This window comes from Streptomyces sp. NPDC004752 (genome assembly GCF_053601275.1).
The window spans coordinates 1-21,520 of record NZ_JBSGBN010000156.1; the positions used below are offsets into that span (position 1 = coordinate 1).

Genomic DNA, 21,520 nt, shown 5'->3' on the forward strand with positions numbered 1-21,520 from the left:
CGCGGGGGCGCGGGGGCTCGCCGGCGCGGGGGCGCGGGGGCGCGGGGCACAGTACTGGGGATCCATCGCGGCATCGCGGGCCGGTGGCAGGTACGGCAGTCTGCGGTGCGCCGGCGCGAGCGCCGGGTGCGCGGACGGCAGACCAAGCTGCCGACGCCCCGGACGTCGGACACACGGGCACCGGCCTCACAGAGATCTGGCGGGCGGCCGGCCTTCGAGGCACGCGCCACCGTACGGCGATGACGGCGGTCGGCCGCACGGCGGAACCACCGCACGACCGTTGATCCGCCCCGCACACAGCCGCCCGTACGCGGGGAGCCCCCTGCGCCTCGCCGAGCGAGAACATCCCGGTGCGCACCGGCACGGCTCCGACGCGGACCGACCCCGGCACCACGTGGCTCAGGGGTCCCGGTCAGACCGGCAGGCGGGGGACGCTCTCGATCAGCCTGCGGGTGTACGGGTGCTTCGGCGCGCCCAACACCTGGGCGGTGTCGCCCTGTTCGACGATGCGGCCGCGTTCCAGCACGGCGGTGCGCTCACACAGGGAGGCGACCACCGACAGGTCGTGGGAGACCATGACGAGCGTCAGCCCGTGCTCCCGCTGCAACTCGGCGAGCAGATCGACGACCTTGACCCGGGTGGTGACATCGAGCGCGCTGACGGGTTCGTCGGCGAGCAGCACGCGCGGCCCGCACACCGTGGCCCGGGCGATGGCGATGCGCTGGCGCTGCCCGCCGGAGAACTCGTGCGGATAGCGGTCCGCCGCGTCGGCCGGCAGGCCCACGCGCTCCAGGGCCGCGGCCACCTTCGGCGCCGCGCCGACCCGGGTGTCGATGCCCAGGGAGCGCAGCGGTTCGGCCACGATGGCGGCGACGCGCCGACGCGGGTCCAGGGAGGAGTAGGGGTCCTGGAAGACGCACTGCACGCTGCGCCTGAAGCGGCGCAGCTGCGCCCGGTCGCGCGGGGACAGTTCGGCGCCGTCGAAGCGTACGCCGCCGGCGGTCGGCCGGGACAGGCCGAGCAGCAGGCGCAGCAGGGTCGTCTTGCCCGCCCCGGACTCGCCCACCAGGGCGAGGCTGTGCCCGGCCTCGACGGCGAGGGAGACGCCCGCCACGGTGTCGGTGGCGCTCCCCCGGTGGCGCAGCGCCACGTCCTTCAGCTCCAGTACGGGCGTCACCGCGGGCTCCTTTCGTCCAGGGCGGACTCCAGTTTCCGGGCGCTGGCCACGAGGTCCGCGGTGTACCGCTCGCGCGGGGCGCGGACGAGATCGAGGACGGTGCCCTCCTCGACGGCCCGGCCGTCCTTCAGCACCAGGGCGCGGTCGGTCACCCGGGCGACGACGGCGAGGTCATGGCTGACGAAGAGCACCGCCATCTCCCGTTCCCGGACCAGGGTGTCGATCAGGTCCAGCATCTCCGCCTGTACGGACACGTCCAGGGCGGTGGTCGGCTCGTCGGCGATCAGCAGCCGGGGCGCACAGGCCAGGGCCATGGCCAGGGCGACGCGCTGCCGCTGGCCGCCGGAGATCTCGTGCGGGAAGGCCCGCGCGATGCGCTCCGGCTCCGGCAGCCGCACCTGTGCCAGCGCCTCGCGTACGCCCTCTCGCAGATCGGTGCCCTTCAGGCCGGTGCGCCTGCCCAGGGGTTCGGCGACCTGGCGGCCCACCCGCATCAGCGGGTCGAGCGCGGTCAGCGGCTCCTGGAAAACGACGGCGGCGTCCCGGCCGCGCACGGTGGCCAGTCGCCGCTCGCTCGCGCCGACGATCTGGGTGCCGGCCAGTTCCACGCTGCCGGTGGCGGACATGCCGCCGGGCAGCAGGCCGAGCACCGCGAGCGTCGTGAGCGATTTGCCGGAGCCGGACTCGCCGATGAGCCCCAGCCGTTCGCCGCTCGCCACGCTGAAGGACAGATCGTCGACCAGTGTCCGGCCGTCGCCGGTGCGGACGGTCAGGCCACGGACGTCGAGGAGGGTCATGAACGCCTCCGGCGGGTCGCCGGGTCGAGGGTGTCGCGCAGCCCGTCGGCGATGAGGTTGACGCCGATCACGAGCAGGACGAGCAGGATGCCGGGGGCCAGGGCGCCGGCGGGGGCGGTGGTGAAGGTGGCCTGCGCCTCCTGGAGCATGCGGCCCCACGAGGCGTTGGGCGGCGGCGCGCCCAGGCCCAGGTACGACAGTGCGGCCTCGGCGAGCACGGCGAGACCGAACTGGAGGGCCAGGTTGACCACGAGGGTGGGCCAGATGTTGGGCAGCACATGGCCGAGCACGGTGCGCGGCCAGGACGTGCCGGAGGTGCGGGCCGCGGTGATGTAGTCCTGCGCCAGGACCCGCTTGACGAGGATGCGTACCAGCCGGGCGACGACCGCGCTCTGCGCCAGTCCGATCGCGAGGACCGCGGAGCCGAGGGTCGCCGAGCGGGCGGCCACGATGAGCATCGCGAGCAGCAGGGTCGGGAAGGCGATCAGGATGTCGAGGAACGCGGAGAGCGTGTCGTCGAGCCAGCCCTGGGCGAACGCGGCGAGCACGCCGAGGGTGACGCCGATCACGGCGGCGATGAGCACCGAGCCGAGCCCCGCCTCGACGGCGATCCGGGAGCCGGTCATCACCTGGGTGAACAGGTCCCGGCCGAGCTTGTCGGTGCCGAGCAGATGTCCTTCGCCGGGACCGGCGAGCCGCCCGCCGGAGGTGTCGTCGGCCGGGTACGGCAGCCAGCACAGGGAGGCCAGGGCGAGCAGGGCGATGGCGCCCGCCAGGACACAGCCGACGACGAGTGTGGCGGAGCCGCGGACCCGTCGTCCGGCGCGTGTGGCGCTCTTGGGTCGCGCCGGTTCGAGCACGTCGGTCCCGGTCATCGGGCACCTCCCGACAGTCGGCCGCGCAGCCGCGGGTCGACGATCCGCTGGACCAGGTCGGCGACGAAGCCGATGAGCAGCACGGCGAGGGTGGAGACGAACAGCACGCCCTGGATGACCGGGTAGTCGTGCTGGGCGATGCCGGTGGCGAGCAGCGAGCCGAGGCCGGGCAGCGCGTACACGGATTCCACGACGACCGCGCCCAGCAGGGTCGAGGCGAGTTCGATGCCGAGCACGGAGATTACCGGCACGGAGGCGTTGCGCAGTCCGTGCCGCCACATCGCCCGGCCGAAGGAGGAGCCCAGGGCGCGGGCGGTACGCAGATAGTCGCTGCCCAGCACGTCGAGGGTGGCGGAGCGGACGTAGCGGATCAGGGAGGCGCTCATCACCAGGGCGATGGTGGCGACCGGGAGCACCAGCGAGCGGATCGCGTCCGCGGGGGCGGACCAGCCGTCCTGCGGGAAGCCGCCGGCGGGCAGCCAGCCCGCGTTCAGCGCGAACACGGCGATGAAGATCATGCCGAGCCAGAACACCGGGACGGCGATGCCCAGTTGGGAGACGCCGCTGAGCAGGGCACCGTACCAGGTGTGCCGCTTGTGGGCGGCGACGAACCCGGTGGGTACGGCGATGAGGACGGCCAGGACGAAGGCGGCGAGGGTCAGCGGCACGGTGACGTCCAGCCGGGCGGAGACCTCGGGTCCGACGGGCAGCGAGCTGACGAAGGAGGTGCCGAGGTCGCCGCTCGCCAACTGCCCGAGCCAGTGGGTGAACTGTTCGGGCAGCGGCTTGTCGGAGCCGATGGAGTGCCGGGCCGCGGCGATCTGCTCGGGGCTCGCGCCGACCGAGGTGAGCGCGTTGGCCGGGTCGCCGGGCAGCATGCGCAGCAGTACGAACAGCACCACGCTCGCCAGGGCCAGCGACACCGCGAGGAAGACCAGGCGGCGCAGCAGGTAGCGGGCCATCAGCCCTTCTTCTTGATGTCGTAGGCGTAGAACTGCGAGTTGAGGCCGTTGAGCGGGTAGCCGGACAGCTTGCTGGAGGCGACGACGATCTGCGGGTACAGATACAGCCAGTCGCTGGCCGCGTCCTCGGCGGTCTTGCGGTTGACCTTCTTCAGCAGTTCGGTCTGCCCGGCGGTGGTCCGGGCCTCCTCGGCCTGCCGCACCCACTGGGTGACCTGCTTGTTGTCATAGCCCCAGTAGAAGTCGGGGTTGCCGTACCAGACGAGGTCGCGGTCGTTGACGTGTTCCTGGAGCGTGGCCGTGAAGTCGTGGTTCTTGTAGACCTTCGTGTACCACTGGTCCGGCGTGATCGTGTTGATCGTGACCGTGATGCCGACCTTGGCGAGTTCGGACTTGATGAAGGTCGCGGCGGTGGGGTGCGGGTCGTAGTTCGGGGTGTCGAGGGTGAACGTGAAGCCCTTGGCGTGGCCTGCCTCGGCGAGCAGCTTCTTGGCGCGGGCCGGGTCGTAGGCGTTGACCTTGGTGAGGTCCTCGTACCAGGGGTCGGTGGGCGGCACCATCGAGCCGATGGGCTTGCCGTAGCCGCCCCAGACCGACTCCAGGAGCTTCTTGTCGTCGATGGCCGCGGAGACGGCCTGGCGGACCCTGACGTCGGTGAAGGGCTTGGCCTTGTCGTTGAAGGCGAGCAGCAGCTTGGTGGTCGAGTTCCCGTCGCTGACCTTGTAGTTCTGGTTGTTCTTGAACTGGTCGAGGGAGTCCGGGGACTGCTCGCTGGTGACCACGTCGACGGCGTTGGTCTGCAGGGCGTTGTTGAGCGCCGTGGCGTCCTTGTAGTAGTGGAAGACGGCCTTCTGGTTGCGGGCGGCGTCGCCCCAGTACCCGGCGAACCGGTTCAGGCTCAGGGCGGAGCCCCGGGTCCACTTGGCCAGCGTGTAGGGGCCGGTGCCGTCCTCGGTCGTCTTCAGGTTCTTCGCCTGGGAGTTGATGATCCAGACGTAGGAGAGGTTGTAGACGAAGGAGATCGACCGTTGTGACAGCGTGACCTTGACGGTGCGCGCGTCGGGGGTGGCGATGTCCTTGATGACCTCAAGGTTGCTCTTGCGGGCGGACTGGGAGTCGTCCGCGATGACCTTCTCCAGGCTGTACTTGACGTCACCGCTGGTCAGCTGCTTGCCGCTGTGGAACTTCACGCCGTCGCGCAGGGTGAAGGTGTAGGTGAGGCCGTCGGCGCTGACCTTGTGGTCCCGGGCGAGGAGCTTGTCCACCTTGCCGTCGTCGGTGAGCCTGAACAGCCCTTCGTAGACATTGCCGTTGAGGGCTTCGGTCACGCCCTGGCCGCCGCCCGCGGTGTTGTCGAGGTTCTGCGGCTCGTAGAGCGAGCCGATGTTGACGGTGGCGTTCTTGTCCCACGTGCCGCCGGAGGCGCTGCCGCCGGAGCCGGAGCCGCCGCACGCGGTCAGGGTGAGGGCGAGGGCGGCCACGGTGGCGGTGCCGTACAGGGAGGTCTTCTTGATGTTCACGGTGGTGTGCGCTTTCGTGCTGCGGTGCGGGAGGGCTGCGGGGTCAGTGCTGTGCGGGGACGCCGCCGCGGAAGACGGGGCGCTTCTCGCCGGCCTCGACGGGCAGGTGGAAGCGGTTCTGCCGGGGCGGCATCGGACAGTTGTACTGATCGGAGAACCCGCACGGCGGCACGAAGGCGCGGTTGAAGTCGAGCAGAACGCGGTCCTCGTCCGCGGTGCGCTGCACGAAGAGGAATCGGCCGGCGCCGTAGGTGGTGTCCCCGTTGGTGGGGTCGCCGAAGACGAGCAGCAGGGTGCCGTCGTCGTCGAAGGCGCTGAGGGTGTAGTCGCGGCCGTCGACGGTGAGCGTGATGTCGCCGGGGACGACGAGGTCGCGGGTGCCGCCGTTGTCCCGGAGGTGTTCGAAGGGCACCCGGCGGGCCCCGGGCACGAGCGTGTAGGTGGCGTGCAGCACCCAGGCGGGGTCGTACGGGAAGGCGTCGACCCGGTCGAAGCGGCGGATGGCCGGTGAGTCGGCGTCCCAGAGGCGCAGGCCGTGCTCGGGCTCGCCGGTGACGAGGTCGGTCCGCCGGAGTGTGGTGACGGTCACGGTGTCCGGCCGGCCGGCCCGGGCCCGCTCCGCGTCCGGGCGCTCGCCTGCCGGGAGCCAGCGGGTCTCGACGAGCGCGAGGTTCCCGGTCGGCGCGGTCAGGGCCCGCAGGCGCTCGGCGCGCCAGGCGTGCCACCGCGCGACGGCATCGGTGGCGGGCTGGTCGGTGGTGGCGTGGGACACGGTCGGACTCATTCGCGTAGCGGGGACGGCGGCCTCACACCGCGGACATCACGCTGCGCGAATGAGTGGCCAAAGCATGCTCTTTATCTGCCATAAGAGGATCTAATGTCAAATGCCGCAGACACATCTTGAGACGGCCGTCGCTCACCGGCGCACCCCGAGGGCGGCAGCCCGGTCTCCGCGACCCGGTACGCCTCGTGACCTCCCGGGCCCACGCCGGGCCCCGGCCCCGTGCCGACGGAATGGGCCGCTACCGGCCCACGCCGTCCTCCCCCGCGCGCTCGCGGACCCGGGCCGTTCTAAAGGTCTTCGGGGCGACGCAACGAGCGCCTCTGAAGCAGGCCACCCAGGATGACCAACCCGATGGTGAGGGCGAAGAGCGTGTTCAGCACGATCATCGAATCCCCTGCCGACTTGAAGGACATACCGGTGGCCAGGCCCGCGGCCAGCGACACCGCCCCGTACCCCCACTGATCCGGCCGTACTACGCGGCTGCGCAGCCACGGCAGCAGCCACCCGGTGGCCAACGCCACGCAGCCCGCCAGAGCCAACAGGCCAAAGGCCGCCGCGGCCACACCCACAAGGAACCAGTCCATGCCCCACCCCCTCTGCGCCTGATGAAAACGAAGGGGCACGCTTCAGCGTCTCGCCACACCGCGCCCCGTTCGGCGGCCTCACCGTACCGCCCCACGCACCACAGGAGCGCCCGATGACCGCCCCCCGGAACACCCCACTGTGCACCGCGGTCACCTGCGACCGCCAAGGGCGTCGGGACCCGGATCGCGGCGGTGTTCCTGCCGCGGTGTTCCTACGGTGGTGTTCCTACGGCCGGGCGCCCACGTCGAGATCCGCGGCCGCACATGTCGCCGTCCCTCCGGCCGGGTTCGGGCTCCGGCCGGCAAGCGTGCAAGCCCGCCATGCCCCGACGGATGACCCGTCAGGTGACCCGTCAGGGACCTGAACACCCCGGTTCCGGGCGCGCACATGTCGTGCAGGCGAAGAGACGGGCACTCACCTTACGTCCGGCGAACGACTTGGGAAACGCTTGGTACTTGAGCCGCACAGCACCTTGTTGCCCGGTATCTACGCGCGTATCTTTCCAGCCGACGTATCAGTCTTCCACCACCTCCCACGGTTCAGTCGCGTCGTCCCGACCCCCTGCACGAAAGAGCCCACGTGTCTGCACATATACCGCTGAGCCTGCGCGGCAGAGGCGCCAAGGCCGGCCTCATCGCCCTTCCCCTCGGCATCGCCGGATCGCTGCTCGCCCTTCCCCTCACCGCCCAGGCGGCGCCGTCGCCCGACGCCGTCATCTCCGAGGTCTACGGCGGCGGCGGCAACTCCGGGGCGTCCCTCACCCACGACTTCATCGAGCTGGGCAACGCCGGTGGCGCGCCGTTCGACCTGAGCGGCTGGTCCGTTCAGTACCTCAGCGGCTCGCCCACCGCGAGCAGCAAGTGGCAGGTCACCCCGCTGACCGGGGCCGTCCCCGCGGGCGGCAACTACCTGGTCCAGGAGGCCAAGGGCGCGGCGGGCGACACCGCCCTGCCGACGCCGGACGCCACCGGCGCCATCGCCCTGTCGGCGACCAGCGGCACCGTCGCGCTGGTCCACTCGACCACCGCGCTGACCTGCCTGACCGCCGCGGACTGCACGGCCGACGGCACGGTGAAGGACCTGGTCGGCTTCGGCACCGCCGTGGTCCGCGAGGGCAGCCCCGCCACCGGCGCGGGCAACACCACCTCCGTCGCGCGCGCCGCCTCGCTCGCCGACACGGACGACAACGCGGCCGACTTCACCGGCGGCACCCCGAGCCCTCGCAACGCCTCCGGTGACGGCGGCAGCGGCAACCCGTCGCCGTCGCCCACCCCGTCGCCCACCGACACCGCCCCGGGCCCGCTGCGCATCCACGACATCCAGGGCAGCACCCGGGTCTCCCCGCAGAACGGCAGGACCGTCACCCAGGTGCCCGGCGTGGTGACCGGTGTGCGCGTCACCGGCACGAAGGGCTACTGGATCCAGGACCCCGAGCCGGACCAGAACCCCGCCACCAGCGAGGGCATCTTCGTCTACACGGGCTCCGCCACCCCGCTCGTCAAGGTCGGCGACTCGGTACTGGTGTCCGGCAAGGTGAGCGAGTACTACCCCGGCGGCCAGAACAGCGGCACGCAGTCCGTCACCGAACTGACCGGCCCGACCGCGGCCGTGCTCTCCACCGGCAACCCGCTGCCGACGCCGGAGACCGTCGACGCGCAGACGCTGCCCGACGCCTACGCGCCGCAGGCCGACGGGGGCCGCATCGACTCCCTGGAGCTGAAGCCCGGCACCTACGCGCTGGACTGGCTGGAGTCCCGCGAGGGCATGCTGGTGCAGATCGGCGACTCCCGGGTGGTGGGCGCCTCCAACGCGTACAACGAGACGTGGATCACCACCAAGCCCGAGCAGAACCCGACCCCGCGCGGCGGCACGATCTACAAGGGTTACGACAGCCCCAACTCGGGCCGTCTCCTGATCAGCCCGCTGACCGGGGACAAGCTCCACGCGAACGTCGGCGACACACTCACCGGCACCACCTCGGGCCCCGTGGACTACTCCAGCTACGGCGGCTACAACGTCCAGGCGACGCGGGTCGGCACGGTCGAGTCCGGCGGCCTTGAGCCGGATGTGGCGAAGAAGGCCAAGCGGAAGCAGCTGTCCGTCGCCACCTACAACGTCGAGAACCTCGACCCGACGGACCCGCAGAGCAAGTTCGACCGGCTCGCCGAGGGCGTCGTCAAGAACCTGGCCTCCCCGGACATCGTGAGCCTGGAGGAGATCCAGGACAACAACGGTGCCAAGGACGACGGCACGGTCACGGCCGACAAGACGATGAACCAGTTCATCGAGGCCATCAAGGCGGCCGGCGGCCCGGCGTACGACTGGCGCTCCATCGACCCGGTCAACGACCAGGACGGCGGTGAGCCGGGCGGCAACATCCGCAACGTCTTCCTGTTCAACCCCGCGCGCGTCACCTTCGTCGACCGGCCGGGCGGCGGCTCCACCACCGGCGTCGAGGCCGTCGACGACGGCAAGAAGGGTGTGCGGCTCTCCGCCTCGCCGGGCAGGATCAACCCCACCTCCGACGCCTGGAAGAGCAGCCGCAAGCCGCTGGTCGGCGAGTTCCGCTTCCGCGGTGAGCAGATCTTCGTGGTCGGCAACCACTTCAACTCCAAGGGCGGCGACCAGCCGGTGCACGGCTCCGTCCAGCCGCCGGTGCTCGGTTCCGAGACCCAGCGCGTCGCCCAGGCGACGGAGGTCAACACCTTCGTGCGCGGCCTGCTCGCCAAGGACAAGAAGGCCAAGATCGTCGTCCTCGGGGACCTGAACGACTACCAGTTCTCCAAGCCGCTGGCCACGCTGACCGCCGGCGGGGTCCTCAAGGACCTGATCAACACGCTGCCGGTGAACGAGCGCTACAGCTACGTGTACGACGGCAACTCGCAGACCCTGGACCACATCCTGGTCTCGCCCGCCGTCAAGAAGCCGGGCTACGAAATCGTCCACATCAACGCCGAGTTCGCCGACCAGAGCAGCGACCACGACCCGCAGGTGGTCCGCATCAAGTAGCGGCACCGTCCCGACCGGTCGCCTCCACGACGGGTGGCGCACACCTCAACCGGTGTGCGCCACCCGCGTGTTCGGCCAGGGGACGACCCGCGGTCACGGCTCCTCGGGCCGCGGCGGGACGTAGAACGCCGTGGTGGCGCTCACCGCCGCCGCCACCGCGTCGGCCGGGGCGCCCGAGGCCGCGTACGCCCTGCCCCATGCCTCGCTGCTGCGGGTCAGGTAGGTGCGGGCCTCGTCGGTGGCCTCCCAGGCCGCGGCGCCGCCCGGGCCGATCCCGGCGCCGCGCAGATGCAGTCCGAGCCCGAGCAGCCCCACGTCCCAGCCGACGCCGACCGCCCCGGGGCCGTACTGGTCCCAGAACTCCTGCGGTACGACCGAGACATGCTCCAGCTCGAACACCGTCCGCTCGGCGCCCTCCGGGGTGAGCCGCACCTCCACCTCGCTGAATCCCGGGTTCCCGGCCATCACCCAGCTCACCCTGAGCCGCCGGGGCGACTCGCACTCCAGGATCTCGCCGCCGGCGTTGCCCTCCAGCTGATAGCTCCCACCCACCTTGAGGTCGCCGCTCACGGGCAGGAACCAGCGGGCGATCCGCTCGGGGTCCGTGCAGGCGTCCCAGACGTCCTCGGCCGGGGCGTCGTAGGTGCGCCGCAGCAGAACCGTGCGGGCCTCGCCGTCGGGCACGGTCCGGCGTCCCACGGCCCGGTGCATGGCGTTGATCTGGTCGACCATGTCGTTCATGGCTGCTCTTCCCTGTCGCTGTGTCGTCCGCGGCGCAGGCGCCTGCCGCGCGCCGACGAGCAGGACCGGCCCCGTGCCGGGCCGAGGGTTCGGTCGGGCACGGGGCCGGTCCGCCGCCGGTTACGGCCGCTGCCCCCGCTCGGTCGTGGGCGGCACCGGCTTGGTACGCCCGGAACCCGCGGCCACCTGCTCGGGATCGAGTATCTGGTCGCCGTACAGGTCCTGGAGCCAGTTGGTCTGGTAGATGGTGTCCAGGTAGCGCTCGCCGAGATCCGGGGCGATGGCCACCGCGGTGAGGTCGGACGTGCCGTGCTCGTCCAGCCAGGCCGTCGCGCCGCTGACCACCGTGCCGGTGGAGCCGCCGAACAGGAAACCGCCTCTGGCCAGCCGGTGACACATCCGGATGGTGTCCGCCTCCTCGACCCAGATGACCTCGTCCACGAGGGACTCGTCGAGCAGCGGCGGGCGCATGCTCATACCCAGGCCGGGGATCATCCGGCGGCCGGCCTTGCCGCCGAAGGCCACCGAGCCCTCGCTGTCCACCGCGACGATCCGCACCGGCCGGTGCCAGTGCCGGAAGTAGCGGGCACAGCCCATCAGCGTTCCGGTGGTGCCGGCGCCGACGAACAACACGTCAAGGCGTGGGAACTGACGGGCGATCTCCGGCCCCGTGCGGTGGTAGTGCGCCCGCCAGTTGCCCGGGTTGGTGTACTGGCTGAGCCACACATACCGGTCGTCGGAAGCACACAGCGACCGGACGTATTCGATCCGGGCGCCGAGGAAACCGCCGTTGGCGTCGGTGTCGGCGATGACGTGCACCTCACTGCCCAGCGCCTCCATCAGGAGCCTGGTGGAGAGGTTGCAGCGGGAGTCCGTCACGCACAGGAACCGGTAACCCTTGCTGGCGGCGATGATGCTGAGCGCCACGCCGAGGTTTCCCGACGAGGACTCGACCAGGGTCGAGTCCGGCATCAGGACTCCGTCACGCTCGGCGGCCTCCACCATCTCCACCGCGGCCTTCAACTTGATCGAGCCCGCGAAGTTGAAGCCCTCGCACTTCAGGTAGAGGGAACGCCCGAGTGTCGGCTGCAGATCGACGTAGAGCTGGCCTTCGTTGAAGGCGTGGGGAGCGGATATGACGGGCACGTGGGCCTCCTGGTGCCAGGGCTGAGGGACAGGGCGTCAGCCGTACCGGCGCAGGTCGTGGAAGAAGTCGTCGATGAGGCGGAGGTCGCCCGCCCGGGCTGCTTCGTCGTAGACGTACTTGCCGACGGCGAGGTCGAGGACGCCGAGCCCGAACGGCGAGAAGATCACCGTGCGGTCGGCCGGCGGGAGGACCCGCTTGCACATCACGTCGTCGAGGGTGCCGTTCAGGAAGTCGCGGTTGCCGGTGAGCTGTTCGGCCAGGTGCGGAGACGTGTCCGCCTTCAGGCAGTGCTCGACGTCGTCGACGAAGTTCGCCGCGCCGAGCAGGATCTCCGGGGCGAGGTCGCGCAGGGAGACATGCAGGACGAGCGGGTGATGCGCGAACAGTCCCTGGTCACTGATGTGCGGGGTGCCGGCCACGGTGGCGAAGACCACCAGGTCGCTGGAGCGGATCAGGTCCTCGGCACTGTCGTGGACGACGACCTCTCCGGTGGCGCCGGACTGGCGCAGATAGCCGCAGAACCCGGCGGTGCTGTCGGCGGACAGGTCGTGCACGCCGATCGTCTCGAAACTCCAGCCGGTGCCCGCGAGGAAGGTGTGGATGTAGCGGGCGATCAGCCCCGTGCCGAAGAACCCGATGCGGGTGGGGCGGGACCGGTTGCGGCTGAGCCAGTCGGCCGCCAGCGCGGCCGAGGCCGCGGTCCTGGTGGCGCTGATGATGGAGCTTTCCAGGCAGGCGAACGGGTAGCCGGTGGCGTGGTCGTTGAGGATGAGGACCGCGGAGGCCCGGGGCAGCCCCGACGTCACATTCTCCGGGAAGCTGGAGATCCACTTCAGGCCGTCGACCTGCGCGGGCCCGCCGACCGAGGCCGGCAGCGCGATGATGCGCGACGAAGGACGGTCCGGGAAGCGCAGGAAGTAGGACGGCGGATTGACCGTGTCCCCGGCGCCGTGCAGCCGGTAGGTGGCCTCGACCAGATCCGTGATCTCCCGCTCGCGCCCGGCGAGGGTCTGCTGCACCTGCGCTCCGGGGATCACCGCGAAGCCGGGCGCGGGCGCCGCCTGGGTGCTGGCCCGCCGGGCGGCGGGCGACAGGACGTTCGTCATCGCGCGCTCGCCTCCGGGGTCGGGACACAGTCGGCCAGTCGCCGGGGTTCGGCCATGGAGACCAGCACCTGGCGCTCGCCGGTGTACGGCTCCCTGCTGTGTGCGGTGCGGATGTTGTCGACCAGCAGTACGTCGCCGGCCTGCCAGGGCTCGCGTCGGGTGAGCCCCTCGTAGGTGCTGTTGAGCTGCTCGACGACGTCCTCGCCGATCGGGCTGCCGTCGCCGTAGCGGGTGTTGAACGGCAGCCCGTCCGCGCCGTACTCGTCCACCAGGTACTCGCGCACCTCGGGCGCCAGCGTCCACTCGTTGAGGAAGGCGATCTGGTTGAACCAGCAGCGCCGTCCGGTGACCGGGTGGCGGACCACGGCGCTGCGCAACTGCCGGGTGTGCAGGGAGCCGTCGGGCTGCCAGGTGAAGTCGATGGCGTGGGCGCGGCAGTAGCGTTCGACGGCGGCGCGGTCCTCGGTGCCGAAGGACTCCGCGAGGGAGGCCCCGATCTCGTCGTTGTAGCAGCGGGTGAGCAGCCAGCCCTCGCGCTCGAATCGCTCGCTGAGCGCCTTGGGCAGCGCCTTGAGCACCTGTTCCGCGTCGGCCACCGCGGTCGCCCCGCCGTCGCCGGGCGGTATCAGGCAGGCGAAGAGCATCAGGCCGGGGACCTCCAGCGTGTAGCTCAGCTCGTGGTGCATGCACATCGGCTGGTTGGCGGGCCAGGTGGAGGAGGAGTACAGGCCCGGGCTGTACGTCTCCCGGGGGGCGAATGCCTCCCGTTCGGTCATGAGGCCGCCGGCCAGGCCCGCGAAGACGGCGCCGACCTGGTCCGGTGTGCGCGGACCCAGGCCGCGCACTAGCAGCGCACCGTGCTCGGCGACCTGCGCGCGCAGCGCGTCACGGTGCTCGGTCGCCCAGCCCGGCGCGTCGCCGGGCGGGGATATGTGCAGGAGCGGGGGGCGGTCCGGCGCCAGCTCCACATCGAGCGGTGGTGCCAGGGGTGAGGACGTCATCTCGGTTTCCTTTCGGTTGCCCCTGTGGGGGCGGTGGGGGCTCAGGAAGAGGCCAGCGGTGCGGTGGCACCGAGGACGGCCCGTGCTGCTTCGGCCGGGCGGGTCCGCAGGAAGTGATGGCCGCCGTCGGCCAGTTCATGCAGCTCCACCCGTTCGGCCAGCGGCTGCCAGGCCCGGTGGCGGTCCGGCTCGCCGGCCGTGCTCGGGTCGTCGGCGGCCATGACCACGGTCACCGGAGCGGTCAGCTTCACCGCGGGCGGCGTCTGAAGGGCGTCGGCGAGGTAGTGGTGCGCGCTCACGCAGTCGTGCCGGTAGGCGGCGCCGACGCGTTCGGCGTGCCGGGCGTTCAGCTCGGCGAGTTCGGGGTAGCCGCTGTCCTCGGCCAGCCTCGCCGCGATCTCGGCGTCGCTGCGCTCGGTCAGTTCGTCGGCGGCGGCACGCCGCTCGGCGGGGGTGCCGGGCAGCTGCGCCGCGAGGAACACCCGCGCGACGTCCACACCGCGGTCCTGGAGCAGCGTGGCCGTCGCCAGGGCCGATGCGGCGCCCGCGGAGTGGCCCCACAGCATGACCCGGGTCAGGCCGCGCGCGGTGATCTCGTCGGCCACCCGCTCCGCCAGCCGGGCGAGCGGCGCGAACGGCTCGTCGTGGGCGGCGAGGTCGTGGCCGGGCAGTTCCACGGCGTACACCGCGGTTCCGCTGCCCGCCAGCGCGCTCGCCATCGGCTGGTAGTTGACCGCGTTGCCGCCCGCGTAGGGGAAGCAGATCAGGGCGCACGCCGCGGTACCGTCCGCCGCCGTCAGCGGCTGGAGCAGTTCGGCGGGCGGCCGGGCGGTGCCATCGAGCAGCGCCGCGAGGTCCGTGAGCACCGGGTGCCGGGTGATGTCCTTGAGGGACACCGCCCGGTCCAGGGCGATGGTGAGCCGCACGGCCGTCAGGGAGGTGCCGCCGCGGTCGAAGAAGTGGTCCCGGCGGCCGATCTGCGGCTCGGGGACGCCGAGCAGTTCCGCCCAGACGGCCGCCAGCTTCCGCTCGGTCGGGGTGAGCGGGGCACGGCCGGGCTCCGGCGCGGTGTCGTCGTCGGGCGGCGCCGTCTGTTCGGCCAGCGCGGTCAGGGCCTTCTTGTCGGTCTTGCCGTTGGCGGTCAGCGGAAGGGCGTCCTGCCAGTGGAAGGCCGACGGGACCATGTAGGCGGGCAGGACGGCGGCCAGCGCCTTGCGCAGTTCGTCCGTGGGCAGCCGCCGGCCCGTGTAGAAGGCGGTCAACTGCTTGTTCCGGCCGGCCCGTTCGGCGACGACGACCGCGCCGTCGCGCACCCCGGCCACCCGCAGCAGGGTGTTCTCGATCTCGCCGATCTCGATGCGGAAGCCGCGGATCTTGACCTGGCTGTCCCGGCGGCCGAGGAACTCCAGCTTTCCGCCGGGGTGCCAGCGGCCCCAGTCCCCCGCCAGGTAGAGCCGCTCGCCCGGCCGGTACGGGTCTTCGCGGTACGCCTCGGCGGTCCGCTCGGGATCGTTGACGTAGCCCCGCCCCACGCAGACACCGGAGAACGCGATCAGGCCCGGGGCGCCCAGCGGCACCAGGGACAGCTGCTCGTCGACCACATGGACCCGGACGTTGTTGATCGCGCGGCCGAGCAGCACCCGTTCGGGCACCTTGTCCATGACCTCGTGGTTGGTGTCGTCCGACGTCTCGGTGAGCCCGTAGGCGTTGACCAGCTTGATGCGCGGCTGACCGGCGAACCAGCGCTGGACCAGTTCACGTTTCAGCGCCTCGCCGGTCACCGACACACAGCGCAGGTCCGGCAGTTCGCGGGGATGCCGCTCCAGGTAGGAGACCACGACCTCCAGATAGGAGGGCACGACCTGCACCACGCCGACCCGGCCCGCGACGAGTGTGTCGAGGAACCGCTCCACGTCCACGACGACGTCCTGGCCGACCAGCAGTGTCCGGCCGCCGACCAGCAGCGCCGACACCAGTTGCCACAGTGAGATGTCGAAGCACTGCGGGGCGGTCTGGGCCACCACGCGTCCCTCGGTGATCCCCAGGTCGCCGATCTTGGCGTAGAGATGGTTGAGCATGCCCGCGTGCTCGCACATCGCGCCCTTCGGCTCACCGGTGGAGCCGGAGGTGAAGTAGATGTAGGCCAGTTGGCCGGGCGACACCCGCACCCCGACGTCGCCGTCCGGGTGTCCCTCCTGGTACGCCGCCTCGATCAGCACCTTCTCCGCGTCCGGGAGGCCGGTCAGGGCCTCGTCCAGGGTGCCGGTGCTGCCGGACTCGGTCAGCACCAGCCGGCATTCGGCGCGCGACAACGTTGCCAGGACGCGCCCTGCCGGGAAGTGCGGCTCGATCGGCAGATAGACACCGCCGGCCTTGAACACCGCCAGCACCGAGGCCAGCCAGTCGAGGTTGCGCTCGGTGACCACGGCGACCACGCCCTCGCGCTTCAGCCCGCGCGCCAGGAGTGCGCGCGCCAGCCGGTTCGCGCGGGCGTTCAGCTCGCCATAGGTCCAGGACCGGTCACCGCACACCGCCGCGACCGCCTCCGGATGGGCCCGCACACGCTGCTCGAACAGCTCGTGCGCCCGCGCCTTGGGCAGGACCCGGCCGGGCCCGGCCAGCCCTTCGAGCTGCTCATGCACCTCGTCGGCCGACACCAGGCTCTGCCGGGCGTGCTCGGCGTCCGCGTCGGCCGCCATCAGGCGCAGCGCGGCCAGGTGGTAGCCGCCGATCCGGGCCGCGTACCCGGCGTCGAGCACCTGTGTGCGATAGCGCAGCCGCAGCGCCAGCCGGCCGCCCCGCTCGGACCAGCCGAGCCCCAGCACGGCGTCGTCCACCAGTGTGCCCGCGGTCCCGGCCGGGTCGAACACGACCTCGTACGACGGCCCCGCAACCCGCATCTCCCGCCACAGCCCGTCGACCGGGAACTCGCGGTGCGCGAGCAGTTCGGACTCGGCGCGCTGCGCGGCGGCCACCAGGGCGCGCCAGGAGGCGGGTTCGACGGTCAGCCGGCACGGCAGCGGTGTGCTCCGTGCCCCGGCGACATAGCCCGTCACCACCTCCCGCTCGGCGGAGAGGGCGGCGAGCACCTTGGCGTGCGCGGCGAGCAGCACCGCGCTCAGCGGCACATTCAGCTCGTGCGCCAGCGCGCGCACCTGCGCCGCCAGGTCGTCCGGCGCCGCCGTCTCGTACTCGGCCACTCCCGCCACGGGCTCGCCGACCCAGCGCGGCACGGCGGTGCAGCCGCCGGCGCTCAGCACCCGGCTCCAGTACTCCCGGTCCGTTTCCACCTGCGCTCCCATCGAATGGCCTTCCTCAACTCACCGTCGTGGTGGCGCCGCCAGCCGACGACGTTGCCGTTGTCTGGACCGCCGCCGGCGCGCCGGGGCCCGAGGCCGGCTCGGGGGTGACCGGCAGATCGGCGGCGGGGTTCCCGCCCCACTGCGCGTGGGCGGGGATTTCCTCGCCCTTCATGAGGAACGAGTCGGGCGCCAGCACCGCGCCGTCGCCCACGGTCACGCCATAGTGCACATGGGCGGAGACACCGAGCGTGCAGCCGTCGCCGAGCGTCGAGCGGTCGGACTTGAAGGTGCCGTCCTCCTGCGAGTGGCACTGGATCTTGGTCCCGGCGTTCAGGGTGCAGCCGTCGCCGATGGCGGCGAGCGTCCGCTCCGTGATGAAGCAGCCGTCGTCGAAGACCGCGCGGCCCATGCGGACGCCGAGCATCCGCCACACGAGCGCCTTGAAAGGTGTCCCGTTGAAGATCTCCAGATACTGGTCGGGCACCTTCCACAGGCGTTCGTGCCACCAGAAGTACGGGTCGTAGATGGAGCACAGCCGCGGTTGCAGCGGCCGGAACCGGGTGATGATGCGCTCCGCCAGCACGTAGTGGAGCGTGGTGACCGCAAGGGTGATGGCCAGGTATCCGGCGATCACCGCGGGTCCGATCACCCGGTACAGGTCGACGGAGGCGAGACCGATGACCGTGAGCAGGAAGGCGTGCAGCCAGCGGACGCCCATCATCAGGGCCATCGTGCCGAGGTTGTGGCGGTTCTTCGCGGCGAGCAGGCGCCGCTGGGTCTCGCCGGTCCTCAGCTCGTCGAACCGGGTGTCCCGCTCCACCGACCGGGGTATCTCGAAGCACGGCGAGCCGAGAAGTCCCACGCCCTCGCGTATCTCGCCGTCCAGGGGCACCATCACCTTGGTGGCGAGCAGGCAGTTGTCTCCTGTTCTGCCGCCGGCGGGATAGGCGATGTTGTTGCCGAGGAAGTTGTGCGGGCCGATCGACGCCTTCGCCACCCGGAAGGACGTGCTGGAGTACTCGGCGTTGAGCACGGACAGCCCGTCGGCCACCATGGTCCCGCTGCCGATGGAGACGAGGAAGGGCGTCTCGTGCTGGAACTCGGAGCCGAAGTTCGACCCGGTCTGTTCCACCCGGTTCAGGTTGTATCCGATGGCGCGGAGGTAGTGCACGACGTAGGAGCTGTCACCGAAGAGCCAGGCGAAGAACTTGACGTTGGTCATGCGGGCGATCGCCCGGTGCACCACGTAGTGGAATCCGTAGAGCGGGTAGACCCGGCCGGGCTCGATGAGCCGGTTCAGCACACGTGGCACGGTGTAGAGCACCACCAGACCCACGAGGGTGAAGCCGAAGAACAGTACGAGGGACAGCACCAGCGCGTCGCTGAGCAGCGCCGCCGGGGAGAGCCCGGTGGTGTCCGCCTTCAGCCGGTCGCCGATCGTCGGCACGCCGGTGAAAAGCAGGTACATGCCGCCCACGAACACCGGCAGGTACAGGAAGTACAGCTGGAGCAGGGCACCCAGGCCGAACCAGGCCCGGCGCAGCGCGCCGCACCGGATCGGCGGGACCCGCAGATAGTCGGTCTGCGTGGGCTGGGCCGGGGAGCCGTGCCAGCGTGTGCCGGCCGGGATCCGCTGGCCGCTGTAGAGGGCGGAGGCGTGGCCGAGTTGGGCCCCGTCGCCCATCGCCGTGTCGATGTCCAGGACGGTCTTCTCGCCGACGAACACATCGCTGCCGAGGGTGACCCGGCCGGTCTGGATACGTCCGGCGTGCGCCCGGTAGCAATGGAAGTAGGAGTCCTTGCGGATGACCGCGCCGTCGCCGATCGTCAGCAGGTCGGTGCAGACCGGGACGGCGTGCGAGAGGATCGTGACGCCCTTGCCGATGCGCGCGCCGAGGGCCCGCAGATAGAGCACATACAGCGGGTTGCCGATGAACAGGATCATCGGGTTGGCGTGCAGCAGTACCTTGACCAGCCAGAAGCGCAGATAGGCGAGGCCCCAGACGGGGAACTCCGTGGGCTTCCAGCGGCCGACGAGAAGCCATTTGGCGACGACCGGGAACAGGCACAGGCCCGTGAAGCCGATGCCTGAGAAGAGCAGCGACCGCAGATAGATGTCGGCGAGGCCGGAGCCGGTGGCGACCCATTCGTAGCCCTGGGCGGTGACGAGTCCGGCGCCGAACGAGTAGCCCAGGAAGATGAGGAGTTGGGCGGTGCCGCACAGGATGTGTCTGGCCCTGGGAGGCGGAGTCGGCGGGCCCGCGGGCGTCGACGGTGCCGGGGAGGCCGGCCGGGACGCTCCGGCCGGAGCGGGCGCGGCCTCGGCGAGAGCCGCCGCGAGGCTCCGGATCGTCGGGCTGCGGTAGATGTCCTTCATGGACGCGGACGGCAGGTCTGTGCGTTTTCTGATCCGTGCACAGAACTGGGCCATGACCAACGAGTTGGCGCCGAGATCGGCGAAGAAGTGACTGTCGGCCGGGACGCTTTCCGTTTTCACCACGTCGGCCAGGACTTCGGCGAGTTTTCGCTCGGTTTCCGTCCTCGTCGGGCTCGCGCCGGTTTCCCCGGCTACGGCTACGGCGTCCGGCCCGGATATGTAGACGTCGGCGGACTGCTCCACCATCGACCTCCTGGAGGACGTTTGCCTGCGCACTTTCCTGATCACGAACCGCTCTGCCAGTTTCGGTCGGCCACCGTCCGGCTGCCACTCCGCCTGAGACCCGCGACGACCCGACAACCCGCGGCTACCTTGTGTTTCCGGGCGACCCGGGCGGCCGGGGCCAGGGCGTAGATCACCCGGATGGCGGCCCGCGCGGACCGGCCCGGCTCCGGCGAGCACCGACCCGAACCCTTTGCGGAGAGGCAACGCAAAGATCGCCGACCCGCCCCGTGGGAGCGGCCCGGCCGCCGACGCGGATCTGTGGTTCGGTCACGTCCGCGCACCCCGGCTCTTCCGGAGCTGTCGCCCGCCCCCAGAGAGACGCGCCGCAGAGCGCCGGTCAGTGACCGCGCGGCAGTGCGCGCCGGTCGAGGCATCCTTTGGTCGTAAGCCGCGTGTTTCCCGGACGCGTGTTTCCCCGACGAGCGTTACCCGGTCGGGCGTTTCCCCGTTGGGCGTTTCCCCGACGGGTGTTTCCCCAGTCCCGCCCCGTCTGTCGGTCCCGGACCCGACCGGCCCGGACCCGACCGGCCCGGACCCGACCGGCCCGGACCCGACCGGCCCGTACCCGACCGGCCCGTACCCGACTGCGGCGACCGGCAATGATCGCGGCACCCGGGGAGCGGTCCCCCGAGACACGAGCCGGGCGGCAGCGCCGTTTCGGCGTACCGTCCCGCCGCCTCGCGCGTGCCCGGGGAACCGGGCGGCCGTCGCATGCCACAGTCGGTGTCCATGCGTGCCGCCTACATCACCGGACTCGGCCCACCCGACGCCATCCGCCACGGCGAACTGCCGCCGCCCGAACCCGGCCCCCATGACGTCCTCGTCGACGTCGAGGCCAGCGCGGTCAACCCCGTCGACGCCCTCGTCCGCTCGGGGGCGTACGCCACTTTCCTGCCCTTCCCCTTCGTCATCGGCCGTGACCTCGTCGGCACCGTGGCCGCCGCCGGACCCGCGGCCCACGGCTTCCGGCCCGGGGACCGGGTCTGGTGCAACAGCCTGGGGCACGCGGGCCGGCAGGGCGCCGCGGCGGAACAGGCGGCCGTACCCGCCGACCGGCTCTACCACCTGCCCCAAGGCGCGGACCCGATCGAGGCCGTCGCGCTGGCGCACGCGGCGGCCACGGCGCACCTCGCCCTGTTCACCCATGGGCGACTGCGGTGCGGCGAGACGGTCGCCGTGCTGGGCGCCGCGGGCAATGTGGGCAGCGCCCTCGTCACGATGGCGGCGCACGCGGGCGCCCGGGTCATCGCCGTCGCCGCCGGACGCGACGAAACCTACGTCCGCTCCCTGGGCGCCGACCTGGTCATCGACTACCACCACCCGGAGCCGGGCGCACTGATCCGGGAGGCCGCGCCCGCCGGGGTCGACCTCCATATCGACACCTCCGGCCACAACGACCTGGAGACCACCGTGGGACTGCTCGCCGACTGTGGACGCATCGTCGTCATGTCCGGTCTGCGCTCCCGGCCCGTCCTGCCCGTGCGGGACCTGTACCTGAAGGACCGCTCGCTGCACGGGTTCGCCATCTCCCATGCCGACACCGCGCAACTCGCCGGCGCCGCGCACCACGTCAACATGCTCCTGAGAGCGGGCCGGCTGCGGCCCCGCGCCGTCGAGACGCTGCCGCTGAGCGCGGCGGCCGAGGCGCACCGCCGCATCGAGAACGAGAGGGTGCGCGGCAAGCTGGTCCTGCGCGTCCGCCACTGATCCGCCCGCCCCGCCGAGCGGGGTCACCGCGCCGCCGAACGGGATTACCCAGCGCGGCGAGCGAAGTCACCTCGGAGGGCGAGCGGGATCACCTCGGGCGGCGAGCACGCGGCGGTGATGGACGTACGTCGGCGGCGGCCGGACC

15 protein-coding genes are annotated in these 21,520 nt (G+C 71.5%); 2 read left to right on the forward strand and 13 right to left on the reverse strand.

Annotation, left to right across the window (positions count from 1 at the left end):
* Positions 1-412: 412 nt before the first annotated feature.
* From ACWEKM_RS40040 to ACWEKM_RS40070, 7 genes are all read right to left on the reverse strand, one after another.
* A complete protein-coding gene (locus ACWEKM_RS40040; protein WP_451626218.1) occupies positions 413-1,177 on the reverse strand; it encodes an ABC transporter ATP-binding protein in 765 nt (254 codons plus the stop codon).
* On the reverse strand, positions 1,174-1,974 hold the full coding sequence (locus ACWEKM_RS40045) for an ATP-binding cassette domain-containing protein (RefSeq protein ID WP_451626219.1): 801 nt from the start codon (positions 1,972-1,974) through the stop codon (positions 1,174-1,176). The genes ACWEKM_RS40040 and ACWEKM_RS40045 overlap by 4 nt, the downstream gene beginning before the upstream one ends.
* A complete protein-coding gene (locus tag ACWEKM_RS40050) occupies positions 1,971-2,849 on the reverse strand; it encodes an ABC transporter permease (protein WP_451626220.1) in 879 nt (292 codons plus the stop codon). Before ACWEKM_RS40050 ends, ACWEKM_RS40045 begins: the two co-directional genes overlap by 4 nt.
* Positions 2,846-3,811 (reverse strand): ABC transporter permease, encoded by a 966-nt coding sequence (locus ACWEKM_RS40055; RefSeq protein WP_451626221.1) that lies wholly within the window; start codon positions 3,809-3,811, stop codon positions 2,846-2,848. Before ACWEKM_RS40055 ends, ACWEKM_RS40050 begins: the two co-directional genes overlap by 4 nt.
* Complete coding sequence (locus tag ACWEKM_RS40060) at positions 3,811-5,331, reverse strand: ABC transporter substrate-binding protein (RefSeq protein ID WP_451626222.1); 1,521 nt, start codon at positions 5,329-5,331, stop codon at positions 3,811-3,813. Before ACWEKM_RS40060 ends, ACWEKM_RS40055 begins: the two co-directional genes overlap by 1 nt.
* Positions 5,332-5,374: 43 nt before the next feature.
* Positions 5,375-6,115 (reverse strand): DUF1684 domain-containing protein, encoded by a 741-nt coding sequence (locus ACWEKM_RS40065; protein ID WP_451626223.1) that lies wholly within the window; start codon positions 6,113-6,115, stop codon positions 5,375-5,377.
* A 287-nt stretch (positions 6,116-6,402) separates the two neighbouring features.
* Complete coding sequence (locus ACWEKM_RS40070) at positions 6,403-6,699, reverse strand: hypothetical protein (RefSeq protein ID WP_451626224.1); 297 nt, start codon at positions 6,697-6,699, stop codon at positions 6,403-6,405.
* Positions 6,700-7,279: 580 nt separating this feature from the next.
* On the opposite strand from ACWEKM_RS40070, the gene ACWEKM_RS40075 reads away from it, so the two are divergent.
* Positions 7,280-9,709: a lamin tail domain-containing protein gene (locus ACWEKM_RS40075; protein ID WP_451626225.1), complete on the forward strand. Its 2,430-nt coding sequence runs from the start codon at positions 7,280-7,282 to the stop codon at positions 9,707-9,709.
* A gap of 93 nt (positions 9,710-9,802) precedes the next feature.
* On the opposite strand, the gene ACWEKM_RS40080 is transcribed toward ACWEKM_RS40075, so the two are convergent.
* The 6 genes from ACWEKM_RS40080 to ACWEKM_RS40105 all read right to left on the reverse strand — a co-directional run bounded on the left by ACWEKM_RS40080 (position 9,803) and on the right by ACWEKM_RS40105 (position 19,629).
* Positions 9,803-10,450: an SRPBCC family protein gene (locus ACWEKM_RS40080; RefSeq protein WP_451626226.1), complete on the reverse strand. Its 648-nt coding sequence runs from the start codon at positions 10,448-10,450 to the stop codon at positions 9,803-9,805.
* A gap of 120 nt (positions 10,451-10,570) precedes the next feature.
* A complete protein-coding gene (gene sbnA / locus ACWEKM_RS40085) occupies positions 10,571-11,596 on the reverse strand; it encodes a 2,3-diaminopropionate biosynthesis protein SbnA (RefSeq protein ID WP_451626227.1) in 1,026 nt (341 codons plus the stop codon).
* A 36-nt stretch (positions 11,597-11,632) separates the two neighbouring features.
* Positions 11,633-12,703 carry a 2,3-diaminopropionate biosynthesis protein SbnB gene (gene sbnB / locus ACWEKM_RS40090; RefSeq protein ID WP_451626228.1) on the reverse strand — a complete coding sequence of 357 codons (1,071 nt, stop codon included), beginning with the start codon at positions 12,701-12,703 and terminating at the stop codon, positions 11,633-11,635.
* Positions 12,700-13,704, reverse strand: a complete 1,005-nt coding sequence (locus ACWEKM_RS40095) for a TauD/TfdA family dioxygenase (protein WP_451626229.1) — start codon at positions 13,702-13,704, stop codon at positions 12,700-12,702. The genes sbnB and ACWEKM_RS40095 overlap by 4 nt, the downstream gene beginning before the upstream one ends.
* Positions 13,705-13,745: 41 nt before the next feature.
* The gene (locus ACWEKM_RS40100) at positions 13,746-17,006 is read right to left on the reverse strand and encodes a non-ribosomal peptide synthetase (protein WP_451626230.1); all 3,261 of its coding nucleotides are present in this window, start codon (positions 17,004-17,006) and stop codon (positions 13,746-13,748) included.
* A 13-nt stretch (positions 17,007-17,019) separates the two neighbouring features.
* The gene (locus ACWEKM_RS40105) at positions 17,020-19,629 is read right to left on the reverse strand and encodes a Pls/PosA family non-ribosomal peptide synthetase (RefSeq protein WP_451626231.1); all 2,610 of its coding nucleotides are present in this window, start codon (positions 19,627-19,629) and stop codon (positions 17,020-17,022) included.
* A gap of 768 nt (positions 19,630-20,397) precedes the next feature.
* On the opposite strand from ACWEKM_RS40105, the gene ACWEKM_RS40110 reads away from it, so the two are divergent.
* Positions 20,398-21,375 carry an NADPH:quinone reductase gene (locus ACWEKM_RS40110; RefSeq protein WP_451626232.1) on the forward strand — a complete coding sequence of 326 codons (978 nt, stop codon included), beginning with the start codon at positions 20,398-20,400 and terminating at the stop codon, positions 21,373-21,375.
* The last annotated feature ends 145 nt before the right edge of the window (positions 21,376-21,520 follow it).